The organism is Endozoicomonas euniceicola (assembly GCF_025562755.1).
GTDB lineage: Bacteria > Pseudomonadota > Gammaproteobacteria > Pseudomonadales > Endozoicomonadaceae > Endozoicomonas_A > Endozoicomonas_A euniceicola.
In genome coordinates, this window is sequence record NZ_CP103300.1 from 1,219,190 (window position 1) to 1,239,766 (window position 20,577).

A 20,577-nucleotide genomic window follows, 5' to 3' on the forward strand; every position below is an offset into this window, starting at 1 on the left:
TGTAATCAGCGGGACGAGCTGCTACCGATGTTTGTAGTCGCAATTCAGGATTAAGGTCATGCCTAAAAGAAAGAATCAGCTCAAAAAAAATAAAGCCTCAGATCACAAGTCAGACCCGGTCGAAAAAACAAAAGATAACCAGGGAGCCCTACACATAATTTCTGTCAGGCCACTGACCCGGCGTCAGGCGAGCATTATCCATCTCTGGAACCGTTACAGTGGTTATACCGTTAATATATGGGTAGACAGAGAAAGTGATTATGATGGCCTGAAATCAAAGGTACTGTCTAAACAAACCAATGATGAGATTGAGAAAATCTATTCGCAGGAGAACACCAGATATTTAAATAGTCTGCAAGTGAAGACCCATAAAAACGTCTATCAGTTATTCAGGAATGCTCAGGAAAGTGCAGAAACCCTAATAGCTTATTTACGGGCAGACTCAGAAGACAACAGCCGAAAAACAGCTACTGCTGAGTGGCTGATAACAAAACACAATATCAACAGAGAGGATCTTGAAGCCATTAGTGCCACCCAAAACCAGATAGAACAAGAACTAAAAAATAATGGAGTCAATGTCCGCAGCATACAGGAGTGTACCGATCCTGAACTTCAGGAGTATTACGAAAGTGCCACCTATCAGTATAACGATACGGCTCTTGGGGAGAAAATCGCCCAACTCTCTGTGCTAACCCGCAACGGAGGAGTCACCCTCCCTTTCGATATTCTGCCCGAAATAAATGAAGCAGTTTTTACTGCCCTGCAAAATGAACTCGAGAATATTCCGGCAGCTCACAGACCTTTGGTAGAGGGAGCCAAGCTTGAGTCATTGCTTGATCGCGTGGAAAAACAACCCGGCAATGAGCACATTGCATTCAATTCGCAATTATCAGAGGAGGATAAACACGGTTATTTAAATGAACTTAAAAAATCAGGCTACACCAAGATAGCGGATCAAATACAACAGTGTGTCACGAATGCGAACATAGATCATATCTTCAAGCCGATAAACTTTATTGATCTGACTGATAAATCTGTATTTATTGCAGAAAAAAACATGGGGCTTTCCTCAAAAATCATGATAATCGGTGCCAAAGCTCACGCACCGATACTAAAGGCTGTTAAAAAAGAATTCCTGTTTCTGAGCAAACAAACATCCCGTAATTTTTACGGCAAGGAAACTCTCAACGCAGATCGGATCGAGAACTTTTTTAATACAATTTTAAAAAAAAGTAAAATCAATACGCCTACTAACAAAGAAAGAAAGGCTTATTTTAACTCTGTATTAAAAGCAATAGAAAACTTCAAATACAGAGGTCTTTATCCGGAAACAGACGTTCATGGTCACTGGTTGGGTATCGCTGCTTACCAGAGAAATATAGAGCTCCGCCAAACAAGTGTTTTTTCTTTAGAGTTTAAATTCACGGTAGATACCGAAGCGTTAACGGGACGTGATTACGATCTGGCTCTCATTCAAAAAGAGCGACTTAATAAAACAGCAAGAACGTACAACAATCGAGTCATTATCACTTTAGATTACGATTCTATCATTCTTAAAGCAAGTAGCATTCTTTACCTGAAAGACCCGGACCACACCCAATGGCTGCTCTGGGATGATAAGACAAGTCAGTTCGTTACCATGGAAGGAAAGTACCGGCCAGTAGGAGTAAAGACAAAAATTATAATTGTTGGACATGGGAATTTTATGCAAGTAGACTCCTTTAAACCGGAAGTCCTGGCCAAGAACATTATTGCACCGTTAATTCCTGCCGGTAGCCAAGGAGGAAAAATATCGATTTCTAGTTGTAGAGTAGAAAAACCTCATATTTATGTAAAACCAAATTATGACATCAATCCCGATGATCTAAAAAACTCCTATGGTGGTAAGCTTTTAAAGGCTCTATATGAATCAGGAAGAACATTTCGACTTGTATCAAGTCGTAACTTAAAAATCTCCATTGATCCCTTTTCCTCTAGTATATATAACTTTTTAAATGGACAAATTGAAACATTTCAAAGACGGAGCGATAGTACCGTTCTGAACACATGGTTAAATGATAAGGGTGAAATCTCAGGAGAGATGAAAGCGGGTGTACCGGTCCAACAAATGAGCGAAGAAAAGACAAATGAACGTCTTAAGATTGGAAAATTAGAACTGATTCTGAAAGAGAGACCTCTTTTTCCTGATGACATAATGGCCAGGCTCACTGCGGATTTAATAAATGGGAATGTAGCAATACCTGCAAACACAAATGTTCTGGCACTAGGTATGCAGGAAGGTGATTTTACCGGGAAGATCAAGGTTGCCCATAGCCTAAGTCGATATGTTGAAGGGGTAGCGTTCACCTTAGAGCTTGCTAAACAATCTACATCTTCACAGGAATTGATCGATAAGGTTTCCAGATACTATGATTTTCAGTATGTTTTATCAGGGAAAACTGTAACAAACAATCCATCAACAATATTAAATGATATATTCGCTAAACAACCTGATAGAGAAGCGGCTCTTCACAGACTTAAGCAACGAATATATGAAGGGCGTTTTGAACTTTTAAAAATTCAACTGAACACTTTATCCGATAGCTCAACCAAGGTTTACCCTGATGACTACAAATCTATTGTAATCGAAGATCCACTACCAGACTCTGCCTGCGCCTCAAAAAGAAAAAAACGGTCATTAACAAGCTGTGCAAGAAAAATCGATGACGCCGTAGAATCATTATGGTCATTATCAGACCACGAAACACAGATTCTTATGGCTGAAGATAATTACAAGAATATAGCCCTGGTTGACACCGGGAGCAATTCTGCCCTGACTACAGTAGTACGTAAGCTGAATGCTTTGCTCCGCGCTGATGCGGGCAATAAATTATCAGGCGAAATCGGTCACCACAATGTCATCGCTTTAGATGATGCGTCCTTTTCCGCGGCACAGGCTATGGCAAATAAATCAGGTGCCCGTGTCAATGTATTGCAGTTTATTCCTGATAAAGGCGTTCTGGTTTCCACGACTGGCAAGGTCGTCTATCTGATTGCAGGGGGGCGCTCGAATAAAGTAACGGTTGTTGGAACCTCTCAATCGCTGTCGGGCTCGCTACCTGCAAAAGTCATCGAATCCTTAACAGTGGGCGGTCATATTGGTCAACTGGGGATTGTCGCCACCGGTATGACCGACGAAGCGCTTTCAACGCTTATTGACAATAGCGGTCTCAAATCGCTGAATTCGGTCAGTGATTCAGTTATTTACAGTACGGCTAACCCGGAGGGAATGACACCCGACCGGAGTTCAATGAAAATTGAAAGACGAGGTTTGGAAGGCGCCATTATTACTGACCGACCGATATTAGAGAATACCAACCCCATTGTCGAAACCGTATTTTATTCTCAGAACCAAAAGGCCAGACCAAAGCCTCAGTATGAACTGATCAAGAGTAAAGAAAATGCAGCTTTTAATTCTCTGCCAGTCCGGCAGGCGCATGAATTCGAAACCATAGAGCATCATCTGGATATAATTGAAAGCCGGTTAAAGCCCTTTTATCAACGGCACTCGTTAAGCACTGATGTTTTTCCGGTTCTTGCCTCTCTACAAAAAGCAGAACGCCCGGGGCAAAAATTATGGACAATAAAACTCTACAACCCCACCAATAAAAATTATCAAACCATCGAGTTAACCGATGCTCTGCTGGCTAACTCCATCGAATCCGTAAATAAAAATATACAGAGCAACCGAAAGGTACTGGAAGATACTCAACGTAAGCCTGCCACCGGCAGTAGTATGGACAAGACCAGTGACGGGCTCGGTATTGCCCTTTCGGTCAGTATGATGATTTATCAGGAATTGCGCTCACAGAGTGCTGCACAGGGAATGGAAAACCAGCCAGACCTCTCCGCCGCAGATCGCCGGCTGCTTGAAGCCCAGGTTGTGTACGGCACACTCAGCGAGCTACTTGAAGTCGCAGACATCGCTCTGACGGTAAGTAAATACGGTGTCGCCCTGAAAACAGGGAAAGAAGCGGTAAGCCTGAGTGAAAGAATCGTTCACTCTCTTAATAAATACCTGGCAAAGACAACCAGCGCTAGCGGAAGAACGGCGGCCACACTGGCGATAAAGAGTGTGAGCAAAGCAGGCCCCTTATTAAATGTCATTACCAGCGGTATTGGAATGGGCTTTGATGCGGCCAGCCTGAGTCGTTGCCAGACTGCATCCTGCAGAGAACAGTCCGGCACTATGCTGGGCCTCAATACGGCAATGACCGTAACAGGCCTGACCGCTTTGGGTGCCCAGGTACTTGGGGGGGCACTTATCAGTGCCGGAACCGCCGTTGCCATTTCGACGGCGGCCGGTGTTATTACCCTTCCTCTGACAGTAGTCGCGTCGATCATTGCGCTGCATTTCATGCAAAAGGATGCCTGGGAAAGCGAATTCTATAAAAACATGGAGGTGTGGGATCAGTTATATAACGACCTGGTGTTTGACGGTGCCTGGAATAACGAAACAAAGACACTGGACCTGCTTTCCAGACCTGTCCAGACGAGAAAATGGCTTGGAAAAATAAGAAGAGAATGGGTTAACGGTAAATGTGAATTCTGGCAACGTTTATGTACCTCTTCGGGTTACTATAAAAACGTAAAGGTATTGGAGCCCGTTACCGTCGATTCATTACGTTTGGCACCAACAACCGGCATTAATTTTGCCCAGGGTACGGTGCAGTATGGGGAGATATTAATTCATGAGATAAGGAATGAATACTACCGTTACGATACTTTCTCTGGCTCCGATCCTGCGGTAAGCCGGCGGATAAACGGTGTTAATTGCGCCGACAAACCCTCAGTTAATGTTAAGGTCTTTGATGATACTTTTAATCTTTTATCAGAGAACAGGGTTTTAAAACAATTAAAAGAGAATTCGAACATACCCTTCTCTGACCAGGAAATAAAAAAAGTTATTTTACCCGCCATGGGGGATATAGAGGTCAACAAATGGGACAGCGACCCTATTAGTGTATCAGGTGCCAATACCTGGGGCTGGGGAGAGTCGGGCAGAAACGGCTGGAAAATGCTTATGTATGCATCCGCCGGATATTCCGGAACAGACAGCATTAACTCTCACTTTGGTTTTGTTTATCGCTGGCGAGTACCCGATTCACCTATAGCAGGACGCCGCAGAAGAAAGAGAGACGCAATAAGGCTCTCGGATGGGCCTGGCAACCAGGGGGAAACCTGTAAGAACAAACATACACAGGTCTTTGTTTTAAACGACGTAAATAATCCATTTAAAAAGACCACCCCCCGTAAGACATTCACCGTACATACGGCAAACTATGAGCAGGAATTTAAAATACCGGATACAAAAATAACATTTAACTTTCACGCTTATCCAGGTACTTCTGAGCTATATAGGGTGGTGACCCCTTATGAAGGCAAAGCCAATATTCACTACGATGGCAAAGAAACCTGGCAGATTGTTATTACGGGTAAGAATTCTAACGTCCAGTTAAGTCAGTATCAATATAATGCGGACCATGCTTACCTGACCACGAATAATAATGACAATAAGGGGCTATTTAATTTTTACAACCTGAAAAGAACGCCTGGAAAAAAATCTTTACCCATATTTGTATTTTCCAGTGAAGGCAAAACTATTCATGCCTTTGATACAGTGTCAGGTCGATTTAAATATTTTTACCCAGCCAGAGATGTTAGTCCTGAACTACTGGGAAAATATAAACGGGCTTATGATGGACAAGACAGTAATGTTATTCCTCCACCACGACTCATCAGTTTGGAAAAATGGAAATGGTACGACCTGAAGCCAGAAACACCAAAAGAACTTAAGTTTGACATGGCTTTCTCTTTTCCACCATTGACTCAAAAATATATCTATAAAGATGATTATGTGTTAATGCGTGAAACTCCTGCTGGTGAAGATATCAGTTTTACTGCAGATATCTTCACGGGTTCTGTCAGTGAAGGTTGGTATTTATTGACTACCAGGGAGGACAGGCATTCATTTTATTATTTAAACCCAGTCAATGGCCTGAGGCTATTCAGAGTTCCCGGCACTTACTCTGAAGCCAGCCTGAAAGCTGGAGAGCATGATGAATATATATTAAAAAGTACTAATCATAACTACTATGAATTAACATTTATTGACAGTGGTAGAACGGACTTCCCGAAACTGCCAAGAGTCGTTCCTTTGGCGATGGACTGGAGCAACCTGAAGCACACTGCATCAATATCAGAAATTAAAAATATTGAACACACCAACAAACTGATGATTGAGGATGCACTGCGTTCAGGTAAAGTTGTCAGCCCTCAGCGCATTATCCCTGCCATTCTGCATCCAAACCTTCCATTCAGAACAGGATTTTATGACCCGGACGCCATGGGAGGGCGAGGTCAGGCTGTATTATGGAACCCATGCAGGCGTGAGTTTGTTGCCTTACATTGGGAAACCAAGGTACCAAAAGGAATGCAAAATATCGAATCCATACCCGATTGTATATCAAAACCAAACTATGATTTTCTGCCATTTCATTTAAATCACAACTGCAAAAGCAGCTCTCCCAAAAAAAGTGACACCTATTTATTACTAAGATACAACAGTAAAGACCGAAGAAATCACAATGGAATATTCTCCATTCAAACTCCGTGTGATTATAATATAATGCCAGTCGCAATAAGACATCCAAGGAGGATTTACATCTGTTTTGGGACAGAAAATAATAAAGAATATCTATTTGTACACCACATTTTTTATCATAAAAATCGTGGTGAGCTTCAAATCACTAATAACAACGGATTAATCTTCAACTTCAACAAAAACACCTTTGACAATCTGGCGTCCTTAAAAAGCCACAATGTAATTATTGAGCCGAACATAAAGTACTGGAGTATTACTGCCATTAACCCTCACCCGGAATGGCTGAAATTGACAGATGCTGATTTTGAGAAAAAAATACAGGACATCGTTTCTCATTATACTACTGGCCTATATCAAGACTCTGGCGTTGTCCCTTCTTTTTTACCTGTTTTTCAGTTTATCCCGAAATCATTAAAATCTGGCAGTGATGTACTAAGCAGCTGGTATATCAAAGATAAGCGCAGAATTTACACGACCCAAAAAGACATTGCTCTTTTTGATTTTGATGCATCGCAAAACATATTGTATGGCTATAACAAAATCTCCGGACAAGTTTATTTTACAACATTGCCTGACCACCTGACGACTCAAAACCCACAGGAAAGTTTATCTCAAACTATCATACAACCCAGCAAAACCGCTGAAAGACCATCTGCTACAATGGCTTCACCAATACAAAGTGAACCATTACCTGGCCGTTACACCATGACAACGGCTCTAAATTCCCAAACAAGGATAACTCAAACGCCTATACAACCCAGCAGAACGCTTGTAAGACCTTCTGCAACAATGGTTTTGCCAGTAAGAAATGAGTCGCCACATGCAATAGATAGCAAACGTTACTTTCCGCCAATGGCCTTGTATAACAAGGACTCATACCAATATCAGCATCTTTTTTTGCGTCATGAGCAACTGTATGGAACCGATGAATCCGGCAATGTATTTCGGGTCGATACTGATTCAAAAACTCTGATAGAAATGGATATCACCAAAAATTTTTATGAATACAGCAAAAGCATTGTCAATGAGGTGACCAAAAACCCGGATAAAAAAATCCAATCCATCAGCGATGCTAAAGAGCTCCTGGAGGGATGTGGCATACATGTACTGACCCGGGCCCTGAAAGATACGCTGCAACCTCTGGTGACAGCCGTTTCTGAGCTGCCATTCACCCGTACGGCTCCGGTTATCAATGTCAAAGTGTCCGACGATCTCCTGAATATCAGTGTCTGGCAGGCCACCCAATCGTCGCTGGCAGAAACAGGGACTTACGCCTTCAAAGGGGAAGGTCTGTTTATTGGCAGTGGCAACGATGGACAAAATACTACCGCCTGGTTTACGGACCTTTCGGGCAAGACGCTTTTTTACCAAAAACAGACTGACCAGCACATAGCAGGGAATTTTGCCAAGGTCACCTCTAACGAGGATAAACAATCTCTGTCCATTGTAGGTACAGCGGGTGATGATCGCTTCCCAGACATTGTTGTTGGCAGAAAAAAGGGGACTCTGCATTTGTCAGGCCGGGGAGGCAATGACCGCTATACGATCAGTCGCGCAATGATGGAGAACTATAAAACCATCACCATTGATAATACGGCGATCATAGAAAGCGCAACGACAGACACTCCCCGTTTTACGCAGACGATTACCTTCCACCTTTCGGCCAATGAGTTCTATTCTGAGCTGGGAAAACAGTCATTAATATTGACACATGCCTTTACCGGGAACAGCCTGTACCTGCCCTGGAAGGCCACGAACAAACATCAGGACGAGTATTTACAATTTAAAACCGGCCAGACGAATCTGGTATTCGATGGCCTTGAGCTGTCTTTGCAACAATTGAAAGAACGCTCTCTCACGCCCTGGCAACTCCCCGTTAGTTTGAGTTTGTTAGAAAACAAGGCTGAGCTTACTCTCCATAAAGACTATCTGTTAAAAATTGATATTCCTGACGAATACACTCTAAAAGACATCAAGCCCTTCAACACAAAAGGCATAACTAAATACAAGGTTATATTTAATAAAAGAAATAAAAGAAAACAAATCGTTATCAATCCTGCATCCACTGCCAGCAAAGGGGAAACCTTAATAACGACTCAAAATACACTGTCAGGTGCTGCCCCTTCTCCAGCAATGGTCGTTCAAAATACACCGGCAGACGTTGTTCCCTTTCCTTCGTTCTTAATTAACAGTCCGGATCTTGGCAACAGATACATACCGGTTTATCTTTCCACCTCAAAAGAAACTGAAAGGCCACACACTAAAAACACATATTTAAAATTCCACCCTGACTGGTACCAACAAAAATTACCGCGACAACTGTATGCAAAACTATATAATCTGGATCAAAAAGATTTGAATATCTCTCTGGTGTTCACAGCGTACCCCACAACATATACCAGACATTGGCACATAACCTATAAGGGTCATCTGATTGATAAAATAGAGGCTGTTCCTGAAAAACCCTGCGCTCTCACCCTTACCCTCATGAAAAAGGCGGACGGTAAAACACTCAGCTCTTCCCTATATCTGGCACTGCCTTATGCCTTTGAAGACCTTCATCTGAATAAAATGGATAATACCGAATCTCCCTTTATTCTTGGTTCAGGGAGAGGTGGCACATCGATTCAGTTAACCCTTTTGGTCAAAGGTCAGTATGTACAGGAACCCTCGCTGGCTACCTTACTGACCGCTAAGCCTTTAGGCCGTTACCGTGGGTTTTATTTTACCGATGGATATAAAACCCTCACCGAAGTTCGTGACTGGTTAGCGGAGCGCCCCCTGACGTGGATTTCTGCCCGGAAAGTGCCAGTATCACAATTTACATTTATGGGGAATGCTCTAAGTAATATCATCCCTGTCATGGTTAAAAATAGCCGTGCTTCGTATTCCGTTCAGGGTGGGCTGGGCGATGACCTTATTCAGGTCTTTCAGGGTGAACAACAAGGAGTTACAGGAAAAGTGTACACCTCAGAGAAAAGGGCGATTCGGCACATCCTGAATCCTGCTCCGGTTACTGTGGATAGCGGTTCGGGTGATGATATTCTGGACCTTTCGAAAAATACCAAAGTCATGGTGAACCCGTCTTTGGGCAGGATGTCTGTCATTGTATCTAAAAATTCACGGGCTGATTTGTTTAAAGCCAGAAATATTACACTGCTTATTGAGGATCTGAATCCGGGGCAGGTTCAACCCGTATTTTTTAAAGCGTTTGGAAACACCGGCTACCAAAAAGCAGACAGTCCGGATAGAGCAACTGATATTTTTATTCGGGATACCTCTGTTGGTACAGCGCACTATCGTTTTATCGCAAGGTTATCACCGCAAAGCCTGAGTGCCATCTATTTTTTCAGCAACGGTCAAAGGGTGGATAATGTTAACGGCTGGTTTAACGGTGATAGCGTTCTGAAAGGCTCCCCCTCCATCACCCCCCCCGTACAACCAACAGCAACCATGACTACAGCACCCTTAGCCGCGACCCCAACCCTTGCTGATCGCCCTGATACGATGATAGAGCCCACAACAACACTGATACGCCCAACAGCGAGCACCAATGGAGAAACAAAAACCATTGACCCATCAGTGCGTACAACAGAAAGGAGCGAACCCGCCAAAGATATTGTCAGCCACGTCCAAGACAGCATCGATAGTGCACTGGACTACATTGCGCAGAACAGGGTCAAAAAAGATCACATGGCCGAGGTTGAACAACGGCTAGGGATACTGAAACAAAATATGGTTGTTTTTCGTAGGGAAACGCAGGGCGATATGTCTGGCTTTACCGCCGAAAACCATCAGACATCATCGCCTTATCTGACCAGTACTCTGATGAGCCGTTCTGCTAACGCAACAGCCAGTGTCGGTGGATCTTTTTCATAAATGATTTCCTTTTTACCACAGAGGCGCGCAGAGTAAAGAAAAACACTTTTTCTTTCAGACTGTGCGATCTCTGTGGTGAAAAAACGCTATTTTAACGTCCAGACGTTAATGAGCCCTTTTTCATCCCAGGTTATCAGCTCCCCCTCAAAAAATGAGGCCATGCCCCTGACAGGAAAATCACTGTACCCTAAAATAACATGATTCCAGTGACTGTCTCCCCGGGTCCATAAAATAATGGCTTCCCGTGAATCCGCCTGATCCGAAATCATCGTGGCCACCAGCTGGTCTTCATTCAGTCCAATTATATTTTGCCAGGCTGTCAGGCTGCGATCCTGCACCAGAGAAAAACCGGCAGGTAACTCCAGATCAGATGCTTCCCAGCGTTCCTCTTCATTGGACAATAGGCGTATAACCCGACTATCGGAACTTTGGGCACAGATTCTTCCTTCGGACAAAAGACTAATTATGCTCCATTGCCCAAGAGGCAACCCGGTTAACGGTTCCCAGACATTTGTGTGATCGTTCCAGAACTGAGCATGACCATCCTGATCCGCCGGTACAATAACAGCAAGCAGGCGGTTATCCGGTAAAACCTGAAAAAATGACTGCCGGACATCATTGGCTGTCAGATATTCCCGGCTAGTCCACTGCCCGTTCCGTTCTTCCCAGAGTTGCAGATGAACGTTTTCTCTCCGGATAATGTCCTCTGAGTCGGACTCCGAAACGTCAGGCTCATCCAGCCCGGAGTCATCTGAGTCAGTATCTTCTGACTCAGATGACTCTGAAACAGAACTTTCTGTTGTAGAAACAGTAAGGAACGTCCCGTCAGAAAGGACATGAATTTGGTCGACTGGATTTACATCATCTGTCAGCGGGGTCGCCACCCATTGCCCACCGCTATGACGCCATATTTCAAGCCCTCGCCCTCTGGGAGAATAAGTAACAATTCGCTGATCCGAAAGCACACCGGCGGTGGTCAGGTACTCAGCAAGAATGTGGTGACCTGTTAATCGCCCGATCTCATCACGCTCAAAAATAACCAGTGTATCGTCACCGAAAACAATCACCTGGTTATCGATCACTACGATCAGAGCATTCTGAAAGAGAATCACCGAATCCTCTGGAATATATTCACTCTGCAGTTCCCACTGTCCGTCCTGTAAATGCCAGGTATTAATTATTCCGTGATAAGAAAGCGTTAAAAACTCATGATCAGGACCCAATGATTGCGCACCAATAACTGAAAACGGCCTCTGGTCCGGGTGAAAATTGCATACTCGTGAGCAATCCTCCTGGGTGTCGCATTTAAACTCTGCAGGACGATTACAAAATATATGTCCATATCGCTCCCAGTAACTCCGACGATCCAACCCATCAGGCAAATGTTCTTTACCCTGTCTGAGAGTCGTTACTGATTCAGCCCCCCGACAGTGAACACATTCACAGGGTTTATTGCCACAAGCCGGACAGGTTTTCTGACCACAGGCATGGGGGCATGAAGCGGGCTGCTCTCCATCACCATTGCTGCGATGACGCCCGGAAACATGACTGCTCCTGTGGTCTGATGCCTGTTGCCCCGTCGGGCTTTTTTTACTGTTTTCTTCCTGCTTACTTTGTTTGCCTGACGCATCCTTCCCTTCTGTGTCAACAGGAACAGTTTTGCTATAAAAGGATTGGCCAAAAAGTGCTTCGGGGTCCTTCTGTGCTTCAGATAGCGGCTGCTCGTGAAACAGAACACTTAAAGAGTACATAAAAGTGGCGGAAAGCAGTGCCGCCTCAGGGGAAACTTCCGACGGTTTCATGTTGTATGTGTTAGTCAGCGCCTGGGCAAATGACACCCACATGAGCAGGAATAAAACTGTGCTGCACGTCGTTATCTTCATCCGGCTCTGATTTCCTGATAAGTAGCCTTTTGGTACCTAAGTACCTTTTTTATTTGTTTATGGAGTAGACAGCGTAGCAGAGAACTATAGAGACACCTGAAAAGCCCCGGAGTCTGTCGGACTTACACTGCCTGCCCCTGGCTTTCAATAACTTCATGCCAGCCAAAACGCTGCAATAGCTGCAGAAAAAGAGCATCCACCACTATTAAAGTTGTACTAGCCTTAGCTCTCACCTGCCTTAAGAACTCCGGCAGACCCACTAAGTAAGAGAAAACAGAATGTTTACGATGATGAAATTCTCCCATGCTGTTGTCCTGCTTTTTTTATCCACGCTCTCACTGGTGGCTCAGGCTGTCTGTGAAAAGTGCCGCTCCGATTCAGAATTCTGTCCGTGTCATGACGCAGGATCACTGTATCAGTCAATGAGCAGCTATCCGGGGAATACAGGAGAAAACTCTATGCCCTCCAATATAGAATCAGACAGTAGCATAGAAGTGATCCCCCCCGATGCATCAAACAATGGCGCAGATGGTCAAATTGAAACCGATGGTTATGTTGTAGTTCAGCCTATCTACCTTCAGGGAGGATCAGTTTCATTGCCGCCCTCTGCCCCTCTGTATCATCCGCTTAGAACGCCTGAGTCGCGGTCATCGAATGCCTTCTCCGGCGTGGTTAATTTGGGATTTTATCACCCTCAAAGAGCACCAGGCTCAGGTTCTGGCAGGAATACAAATCAGTTAGCTCCTACTGTCAACCGGGTAAATCTAACACCGAACCAGTATGCCACTTACTCCTCTACTCCCACGATTAATGAATGGTATTTACTCCATCAAAGGTTTGCCGAGGCTAAAGATAAAATAAATCAATTAGACAGGAGAAATAAAGAAACTCAACAGCGTTTCAACCAGGCAACGTCACACATCGAAATCCTAAATATTGTTCAGGAAGTAGGAGCTGGCCCCCGCCCTTATGCTGAAAGTGACGCAACAGCTTTAATAGAAGACTTTCAAAACAGTTTGCAAATCGCTCTCGGTACAGTACAAGCAAACAATTTCCATTCACTTGATTCGCTGGTAAGTCCCGTAGAAACCAGTCACTCGCTCGAATGGGCAAGGGGGAACTTCAGCTTTATCTATGACTCTTTATTAAGGAGCCTGCAAAGGCATCCAAGCAATCCCCAGATGGACATTTATTCCCAGTATGCCGTACAGGTAAGGGAACAGGTTTTTCAGTTTTCCAGAAATCCTGAATCTCAGGAAAATATTCCCTATTATCAGATTGACAACTTTACGCAAGATATTGAGCGGGCACAGACAATAGCAAACCGTCTGGTTGATCATATTAACAACGAACTAAGGCGAGGAGTCAGAAGCTTTCATTTCACATATTCAGGCATTCCCTCACCTTTTAACCTGGGAGGTCTGTATCTCTTCGTTATTCAGGATGCCGCTATCATCATTTCACCACATTTTGGCGTTTTGATAGGCCATGATATTGATGGAGCTGTTCAGTACATCATTAACTACACCCTTTTGCTGGCCGTTAATGGCATCAGCAATAAAATTCATATCCGCAAGGTTAAGGCGAACAGGTCAGAGTAATGACCCTGGCCTGTCAATTATCAATAAACTCAAACCCTTCAACAGATGCCAGATCATCCATTTCAAACACTCCGGGCCTGCCCATCTGTGCAGGCGTTGGCAAATTCTTTGCCTCGTCTTCAACCCACTCAAACGATTCCGTATCAATGTCATCTTCAATAATGGGGGATGTCTTCTGAAGGTCATCACACAACAGCCAGCCTTCCCCGGTGGCCTTTAGCGTTAACAGCTCAGGGTCAAAGGTTTTCAGCTGATTCTCGTAATCACGGTTGAATTTGTACCCTGTCCAGCTTTGGGCGATTCTGGCGGGTTCCGGACACACGGCCACTGCGCCTCCCAGTGCTAATTGCCCGATCAGAGGATAGTACGTGCCAATGGCTGCATGGGCGGCATTACGAAGAAAAAATCTTGGAAGAATACCATTGACCGTTCGGTTGACAGCCCAGTTCACAATCCCGGGGCCGTACTGCACACCGACACTGCGCCCTAATGCACCCGCCAGAATCGTTGCCATTGGACGACCGTAGCTATTGAGCATATTTTTGATGGGAGCTGCAACAGCAGATGGATTCATAGCGAACTCCTTTTCTTCTCACGTTCATATTGTTGCCTAAAGACAGTTACCACAATAGAGTGAGTTTCAGGTAAGAAGTTCCAGCCCCTCAGCTTTTGCGCAGTTTAACTAACCATCCTGTTAGCCAGACTGACCAATGGGTGACAACGGCTCATTAGGAATAAGCGGCTTTTTTCCAGACGCTTATAGTAGAGACAGAACCCGGTGCTGCCTTCATTAATCGCTGGCTTGCCAGGCTTCAATATGATTGAGCCAGTACTGGCGTTTTTGGTCCCTGTTCATGAAAGCCTCCTGAGTATTGGAGGCTTTAGTATTCAAGGAAATAAAAAGGAGTTGAAAATGGGGTTTGCTGAGCGCCCACCATTTAATTCATGGGCGTTCTGTCGTAACTGGTTCAAGTCAGCCACACCTTCTGCTGCATAAATACCCTGCCTTGCTTACTGTTGTGTCTCGTCAGTAAAATCTGCAGGTTTAGCTGCATCCCACTGTGGCAGCAGAATATAAAGTTTGATTTTGCCCTCACTGTCTCCTGTGACTATATACTTACCTTTATTGATGATGCGGCTGACCACTTTTTCATTCAGTAATAATTTCTTGCGCCAATGGTCATCGGTGCCCAAACCGGCAATAAGGAGACTACTATGGTCAAATTTGATGCGATCGTCGTCGTTCTCATGATGATTACCCGTAAGTAATATATAAACTTCATCGGGTGAGAACTGAGTGTTCAAGCCACCATCCTTACTAATAAAACGGCCGGTCTCCTGCCAGGCATCTTTTATCCATGTGAACACTATGCGTTGTTGCGGAGTGCAATAACTTCCCATAATTCTGGTAAGATTCAAGATTGCCCGGCTGGTGCTGACTAAATGACGACCGCTCGCGCTGAAAAATAAGTAGGTAACAGCATGGTCAGTCTGGATGTTACCTGTCTTTTTCCATTGACTGTCGCTTTCCCTTTCCCATACGACGATGGATGACTCTCCAATGGGCGTTGGTGGCTGTGAACGAGAATAGCGTAAATAATTATTGTCGTTGGTACCAGGTGGACAAAGGTATGTGCCGATTGCTATGCGATCACTGTTTGAACTGATGCATATTGAGGCAATTTTTGAACATTTTGGCAGACTTTCTGACTCTGCTGTTATTTCCTGGCTGTGCCATAGCTCATTTTCAAACCAGACGTCATCCGCTTTCAGACTCAAGACGTAAAGAGCCTTGCGGTTATGTATCAGTAAGTGACGACTGTTATCGCTGAATTGTGTCTTAAACGGGAGTTTGTCATGGCCACCAGGTTTGTCACTGATGAAATACGTTTGTTGTAACCACCCGTTATTTCCATCTGAACCCAGTAGAGTGATGGCATTACTACTATCACGAAAGGCTACATAATGTGCATTGGGGGCAATCAACAATGAGCCGTCTTGAATTTCCTTACTATGTGAATAAACAAATTGCTCCAGCTTGCCGTTCTCTGTGGTTGTCCAGAATGTGAGTTTGAGTTTTTTGCGATCAATGCTTACGGCCAGCTGCTGATCTGAGCTGATAACGCAGCTTGAAATATGGCTTTTAATCAAGGGTTCTTTAATTTCGGGAATATTCGTCCAAATCTCCAGATTATGGGTATTATGCATTAGAAGGTGTCTGTTTCCGAGAAACCGGGCGACAGGACAGGGATGTAGCGAGTTGTATTCATCATCCTCAGAATCCATTGAGCCGGGATCATCCTCGTAGTAGTCGTAATCTGCGGCATCATCCCAGCCATGCCTGAAGCGGTCGCTTGTACCCCGAACTACCCATGATCCACCGTCTTGCTGATTGTAAACTCTGAGTTTGCAATGTACGTCTAAAGTCAATAAATGCTGTTCGTCCGGACTGATTATTACCGAGCTCTTGTTATATGCATTAAATGAAGTATGCCTCTGCTTGATTATTTCTTCTTGCAAGCATTCATCTGCATTACTGAGAAGGACTTTTATATCCACAACGTTTTGACTGAAAATCCGGCTGTTACCCAGATGCTGGATTTTTATAATCGTTTTTCCATGCCCACCATAAGCCCCTATTGAATGCTTAGCTTCTGCTAGCTTTTTTAACTGGAATTTCGGAGCAGTGATCATAATTTTAAGATAATCGGACAATATATTTTCCGATTTTAAACTCCTCAAAGGGAGTTTTGGTTCACTGTCTAATGAGTTTGCAGTATTAACTACCCCAGGGGAGGCGTTGATGATATCGATATAAAACTGTGGGTCAGCTTCTATAGCTCTAATCAGTTCCGGATACCGTTTTGCGTCTGCAATTGTTATTGCATAATCCTCCTTTATACACTTGTTAAAGCACTTATTCGGTAACTTCTCATTTTCTTCTGCTGCAGTTAAGGCACTCCCATCGGCTCCTGATACCTTCTGACTGCAAACTCCGTGGTTGCAGAGTGGGCAATTATTGCTTCCTGTATGTACCTTTTTTCGAGGCGGCTCATCCCCTTCGTCGCCTTCCTGATTAAGCCCCTCATAGCTCTGGAATGCTATATTTGTGTGGGTGTTACGACTCACTCTGATTTCTTGCCCGTCTCCGGCTGCCCGGGCTGCGTTAGACTCCTGTTTTCCTATATGTTTGCCTTGATGGGGTACCTGCCTGCCATCGTACGGGCTTGAAAGATCAGCTGAAAACATCTCCCGGAATTGATGCACCAGTGCTTTAAGACCGGAAACCATAGGCTCAGTTTGTTGTGTTGACACATTAATGTCGTCTGTTTCTGACCGCAACTGTTGCATCAGTCGTCTTTTCAATGCCCGGTAAACCAGCCCCGTGGCCGTATTTTGCCACCGGTCATAGAACAGGGCTTCTTCGTGCGTTAACTCACTGGAAACAATAAGAACGCTCCGGTAATCAGTGCTTAAGGGGTATTGAGACAGTGTCTGTACCAGGGCGTTGTCATCACGCTGCTGCAGTTCCTGGTTATCAGTAACCAGCGATGCCATCAGGAATGACAAAATCCCCAGAGAACCCTGATCGTTTTCCGTTATTCCGGCTGATGACGTCTCTAAATCATTCAGGTGCTCAAGGTCAGCTTCAATCAGCATGACTCTGTTATCAAGAATCCGGGCCAGATCAGCACGGCCCAGAGCTATGGACTGCTGCATTTTTTTCCTGAGGACTTTCAACAGTCGTCGTTTATTTTCCTGATTCTTCGCGATCAGCTCTTCCGCTGAATCCTGCGCCGGATACTCACTGTCGTCATACACCATAACCAGCGGCTCAGCATCGGGTTCGGCATCGAAGGAATAATGAGTGCTGTCATTATCGTCACCATCACCGCCACTTCCGGAAGCCACCAGACCACCAGTGACAATACCTGCAATGTCATTCAGCGCCTCAGTATCCAGTAGTGCGAGATAGCTTTGCGTCTGGATGTTGATCAGCTCTTCGTACAGAGAAGCCAGGCTGGTGCCCCGGAGAATGTCGCTCCGGGTAATGACTACCCGCATAGATGCATCGCTGACAGAAATAGCCACAGCAGGATAAGACGGTTTTTTAACAAGTTGCTGCCAGTTAACAATCGCCCGCTCCAACTCGCCCTCAAGCCTGTTTCTTTTTCTGTCGTTCACCTCTCTGGAAAAAGAAGCATCAGGAATCAATCTGTTTTTTAACAATGTTTCTAAAACGGATGCCTGAGAAGGTGATTCCGTCAGCCACTGGTTTTTGTGGCTCCATACATCTCCGGACCTGCCTGAAAAAACAACGCCGGCGCTTCCGACAGCTGATAAAACGGTTGACGGGAAATAGAAAAGTGAACTGGCAGAAGATGGAGTGAAAACCGCTCTGTTATCGTCAACCGTTTTAAAACACACCTGACGACTGTCTGTTAAAAACGCCTTTCCCGGAAAACCTGAAGTTAAATCGCCAACGGTTTCACAAACAACACTGTCGGAGGCAGCAAAAATCAATGAACTGTTAAACAGGGCGGACAAGGAAAAGTGAATAAAAAAAAAATGAAAATATGGTACGCACGAATAACTTTGACATCTTCAAGTTTGGTCTCCTGCGAATCAAGATTATTCAGATGGCTTTGAGGATGATTCGAAGACTAACCCGATGGTTTAGTGCAACGAGCATCTACATCACCCAAAAGCAACAAACCAAGATTAGCATCAATCTCAAATGACGCATTAAAGAATGCCCAACCTCCAAAACCCTGTTCTTGCACTCCTCACAATCCCGACTGTTTTACTTAGGGGCGCAGCATTCAATAACTTACCGGGCTGTTGGCTTTTGGCTATTAGCTGCTCATACAGCCAAAAGCCAACAGCCAACAGCCAAAAGCCAAAAGCCAAAAGCCAAAAGCCAACAGCGGTATATTATGTTCTGCTGCTTCCCTTAGTGGATAAGTACGTATTGTTATAATGACTCAAGGTAACTTCCTACTTCTTCTTACTGCTAAGGCTATTATCCCTCATCCATGGCCTCAAAAGAAATCCGGAAGTTATTTCGGGACAATTCCTTAGTCATCTTTCAGTGCTTAATCCGGCCACGCAGTGACTTCACCTGACCACGCTGGCTCTTCTTGTCCATGCGCCGGGTCCTGGAGGCTCGGGTGGGTTTGGTCGGTCGACGAGCTTTCTGAACTGCACCGGCTTTTTGAATCAATTCAACCAGTCGCGACAAAGCATCTTCCCGATTTTTCTCCTGGGTACGGAATCGCTGTGCCTTGATGATGATAATGCCATCCTGAGTGATTCTCTGGTCACGTAGCTTCAGTAACCTTTCTTTATACAAGTCCGGCAAGGATGAGGCCTGACTGTCAAAACGCAAATGAACAGCAGACGAGACCTTATTGACATTTTGCCCACCGGCACCCCCGGCCCGAATAAAAGTAATACTGACTTCCTCATCACTGAGGAGAACATTCTGAGATATTTTGATCATTATTAATTAAGTGGCTACCTGTTGATCCAGATCAATTTTTCGTACTTTGTAATATTTCTGTCATATTTGAGAAACCTTCCTGTCATATAACCTTCCTACTCTCAGCGTCACTATCAATTTACTTCTGATTTACAATCAAACAGCCACTGGCTGAGAAGTCAATTAAAGAGGCCATAACGTGAAAAAAGCCATTCTGTCTACTCTGGGTGCTATCGGTGTTGCTGCGACCCTGGTGGGCTGCGGGGGTGCGGAAACACAATCCAGCCAGTCTATCAGTATTTCCGGCTCTACGTCTGTCACTGAACTGATGGAAGTTCTGGGTGAAACATTCCAGGGCAGCCACCCTGATGTGGTGGTTGAAGTACAGGGTACAGGTTCTTCAGCCGGTATTCGTGCTGCCAACGACGGCACCAGTCAGATCGGCATGTCTTCCCGCTCAGTTGCAGACGGCGAACTGTCGGAAGGTGTTAAGAAAATCACCCTGGCACACGATGGCATCGCCGTGGTGGTTAACAACAGCAATGCCGTTACCAACATGACCACTGACCAGATTTCTGCCATTTACAAAGGCGAAATCACTAACTGGAATGAAGTAGGCGGCTCTGACAGCCCGATTGTTGTTGTTACCCGTGACCCGGCTTCCGGCACCCGCGGTGCTTTTGAAGACATTATGTCCCTTAAGATGAAAACTGAAGATGGCAAGAAAATTTCTGCTATCTCAGCTTCTGCCCAGGTAGCCGCCGGTAACGGTGCCGTGAAAACCACGGTGGCACAGAATGACTTTGCCATTGGCTATATCTCTCTGGGTTCTGTCGACAACAGCCTGAAAGCCCTGTCTGTCAATGGAGTCGAAGCAACACCTGCCAACATCAGCAGCGGTGATTACGGCGTAGCACGTCCATTTGAACTGATGTTCAAGAGCGCTGACCAGAGTGAAGCCAGCCACGCTTATCTGGACTGGATGCTGACTGAAGAAGCTCAGCGGATTGTGAAGGAAAAAGGTTACATCTCCGTAATCTAATTCTGTCAGAGCGCTTTTAAGAGGCCGTTGAACACCAGGTTCACCGG

At 44.8% G+C, this 20,577-nt stretch carries 9 protein-coding genes; 4 read left to right on the plus strand and 5 right to left on the minus strand.

Annotated features, from left to right (window positions below; all coding sequences use genetic code 11):
- Positions 1 to 58 precede the first annotated feature (58 nt).
- Positions 59 to 10,522, plus strand: coding sequence for a TcdA/TcdB catalytic glycosyltransferase domain-containing protein (locus tag NX720_RS04765; RefSeq protein ID WP_262599749.1), 10,464 nt, complete (start codon positions 59 to 61; stop codon positions 10,520 to 10,522).
- An 86-nt stretch (positions 10,523 to 10,608) separates the two neighbouring features.
- Here NX720_RS04765 and NX720_RS04770 read toward each other — a convergent pair whose 3' ends face one another.
- Complete coding sequence (locus tag NX720_RS04770) at positions 10,609 to 12,324, minus strand: hypothetical protein (protein ID WP_262599750.1); 1,716 nt, start codon at positions 12,322 to 12,324, stop codon at positions 10,609 to 10,611.
- 203 nt (positions 12,325 to 12,527) lie between these two features.
- Entirely contained in the window at positions 12,528 to 12,710 is a 183-nt protein-coding gene (locus NX720_RS04775) for a hypothetical protein (protein ID WP_262599751.1), read from the minus strand.
- Between the two features lie 153 nt (positions 12,711 to 12,863).
- Between NX720_RS04775 and NX720_RS04780 the strand changes: the two genes are divergently transcribed.
- Complete coding sequence (locus tag NX720_RS04780; protein ID WP_262599752.1) at positions 12,864 to 14,006, plus strand: hypothetical protein; 1,143 nt, start codon at positions 12,864 to 12,866, stop codon at positions 14,004 to 14,006.
- Positions 14,007 to 14,019: 13 nt separating this feature from the next.
- Here the strand turns inward: NX720_RS04780 and NX720_RS04785 are convergent, their stop codons facing one another.
- The gene (locus NX720_RS04785) at positions 14,020 to 14,580 is read right to left on the minus strand and encodes a hypothetical protein (RefSeq protein WP_262599753.1); all 561 of its coding nucleotides are present in this window, start codon (positions 14,578 to 14,580) and stop codon (positions 14,020 to 14,022) included.
- 243 nt (positions 14,581 to 14,823) lie between these two features.
- On the opposite strand from NX720_RS04785, the gene NX720_RS04790 reads away from it, so the two are divergent.
- On the plus strand, positions 14,824 to 15,003 hold the full coding sequence (locus NX720_RS04790; RefSeq protein ID WP_262599754.1) for a hypothetical protein: 180 nt from the start codon (positions 14,824 to 14,826) through the stop codon (positions 15,001 to 15,003).
- A 14-nt stretch (positions 15,004 to 15,017) separates the two neighbouring features.
- Here the strand turns inward: NX720_RS04790 and NX720_RS04795 are convergent, their stop codons facing one another.
- Both NX720_RS04795 and arfB read right to left on the minus strand, forming a co-directional pair.
- The gene (locus tag NX720_RS04795; protein ID WP_262599755.1) at positions 15,018 to 18,554 is read right to left on the minus strand and encodes a WD40 repeat domain-containing protein; all 3,537 of its coding nucleotides are present in this window, start codon (positions 18,552 to 18,554) and stop codon (positions 15,018 to 15,020) included.
- Between the two features lie 541 nt (positions 18,555 to 19,095).
- Complete coding sequence (gene arfB / locus NX720_RS04800) at positions 19,096 to 19,509, minus strand: alternative ribosome rescue aminoacyl-tRNA hydrolase ArfB (RefSeq protein ID WP_262599756.1); 414 nt, start codon at positions 19,507 to 19,509, stop codon at positions 19,096 to 19,098.
- 178 nt (positions 19,510 to 19,687) lie between these two features.
- Here arfB and NX720_RS04805 point away from each other — a divergent pair, with 178 nt between their 5' ends.
- The gene (locus tag NX720_RS04805) at positions 19,688 to 20,530 is read left to right on the plus strand and encodes a phosphate ABC transporter substrate-binding protein (RefSeq protein WP_262599758.1); all 843 of its coding nucleotides are present in this window, start codon (positions 19,688 to 19,690) and stop codon (positions 20,528 to 20,530) included.
- Positions 20,531 to 20,577: the final 47 nt, after the last annotated feature.

Coding starts and splice junctions, on each gene's coding strand:
- NX720_RS04765 (WP_262599749.1), top strand. CDS start 59: ATGCCTAAAAGAAAGAATCAGCTCAAAAAAAATAAAGCCTCAGATCAC.
- NX720_RS04770 (WP_262599750.1), bottom strand. CDS start 12,324: ATGAAACCGTCGGAAGTTTCCCCTGAGGCGGCACTGCTTTCCGCCACT.
- NX720_RS04775 (WP_262599751.1), bottom strand. CDS start 12,710: ATGGGAGAATTTCATCATCGTAAACATTCTGTTTTCTCTTACTTAGTG.
- NX720_RS04780 (WP_262599752.1), top strand. CDS start 12,864: ATGCCCTCCAATATAGAATCAGACAGTAGCATAGAAGTGATCCCCCCC.
- NX720_RS04785 (WP_262599753.1), bottom strand. CDS start 14,580: ATGAATCCATCTGCTGTTGCAGCTCCCATCAAAAATATGCTCAATAGC.
- NX720_RS04790 (WP_262599754.1), top strand. CDS start 14,824: ATGATTGAGCCAGTACTGGCGTTTTTGGTCCCTGTTCATGAAAGCCTC.
- arfB (WP_262599756.1), bottom strand. CDS start 19,509: ATGATCAAAATATCTCAGAATGTTCTCCTCAGTGATGAGGAAGTCAGT.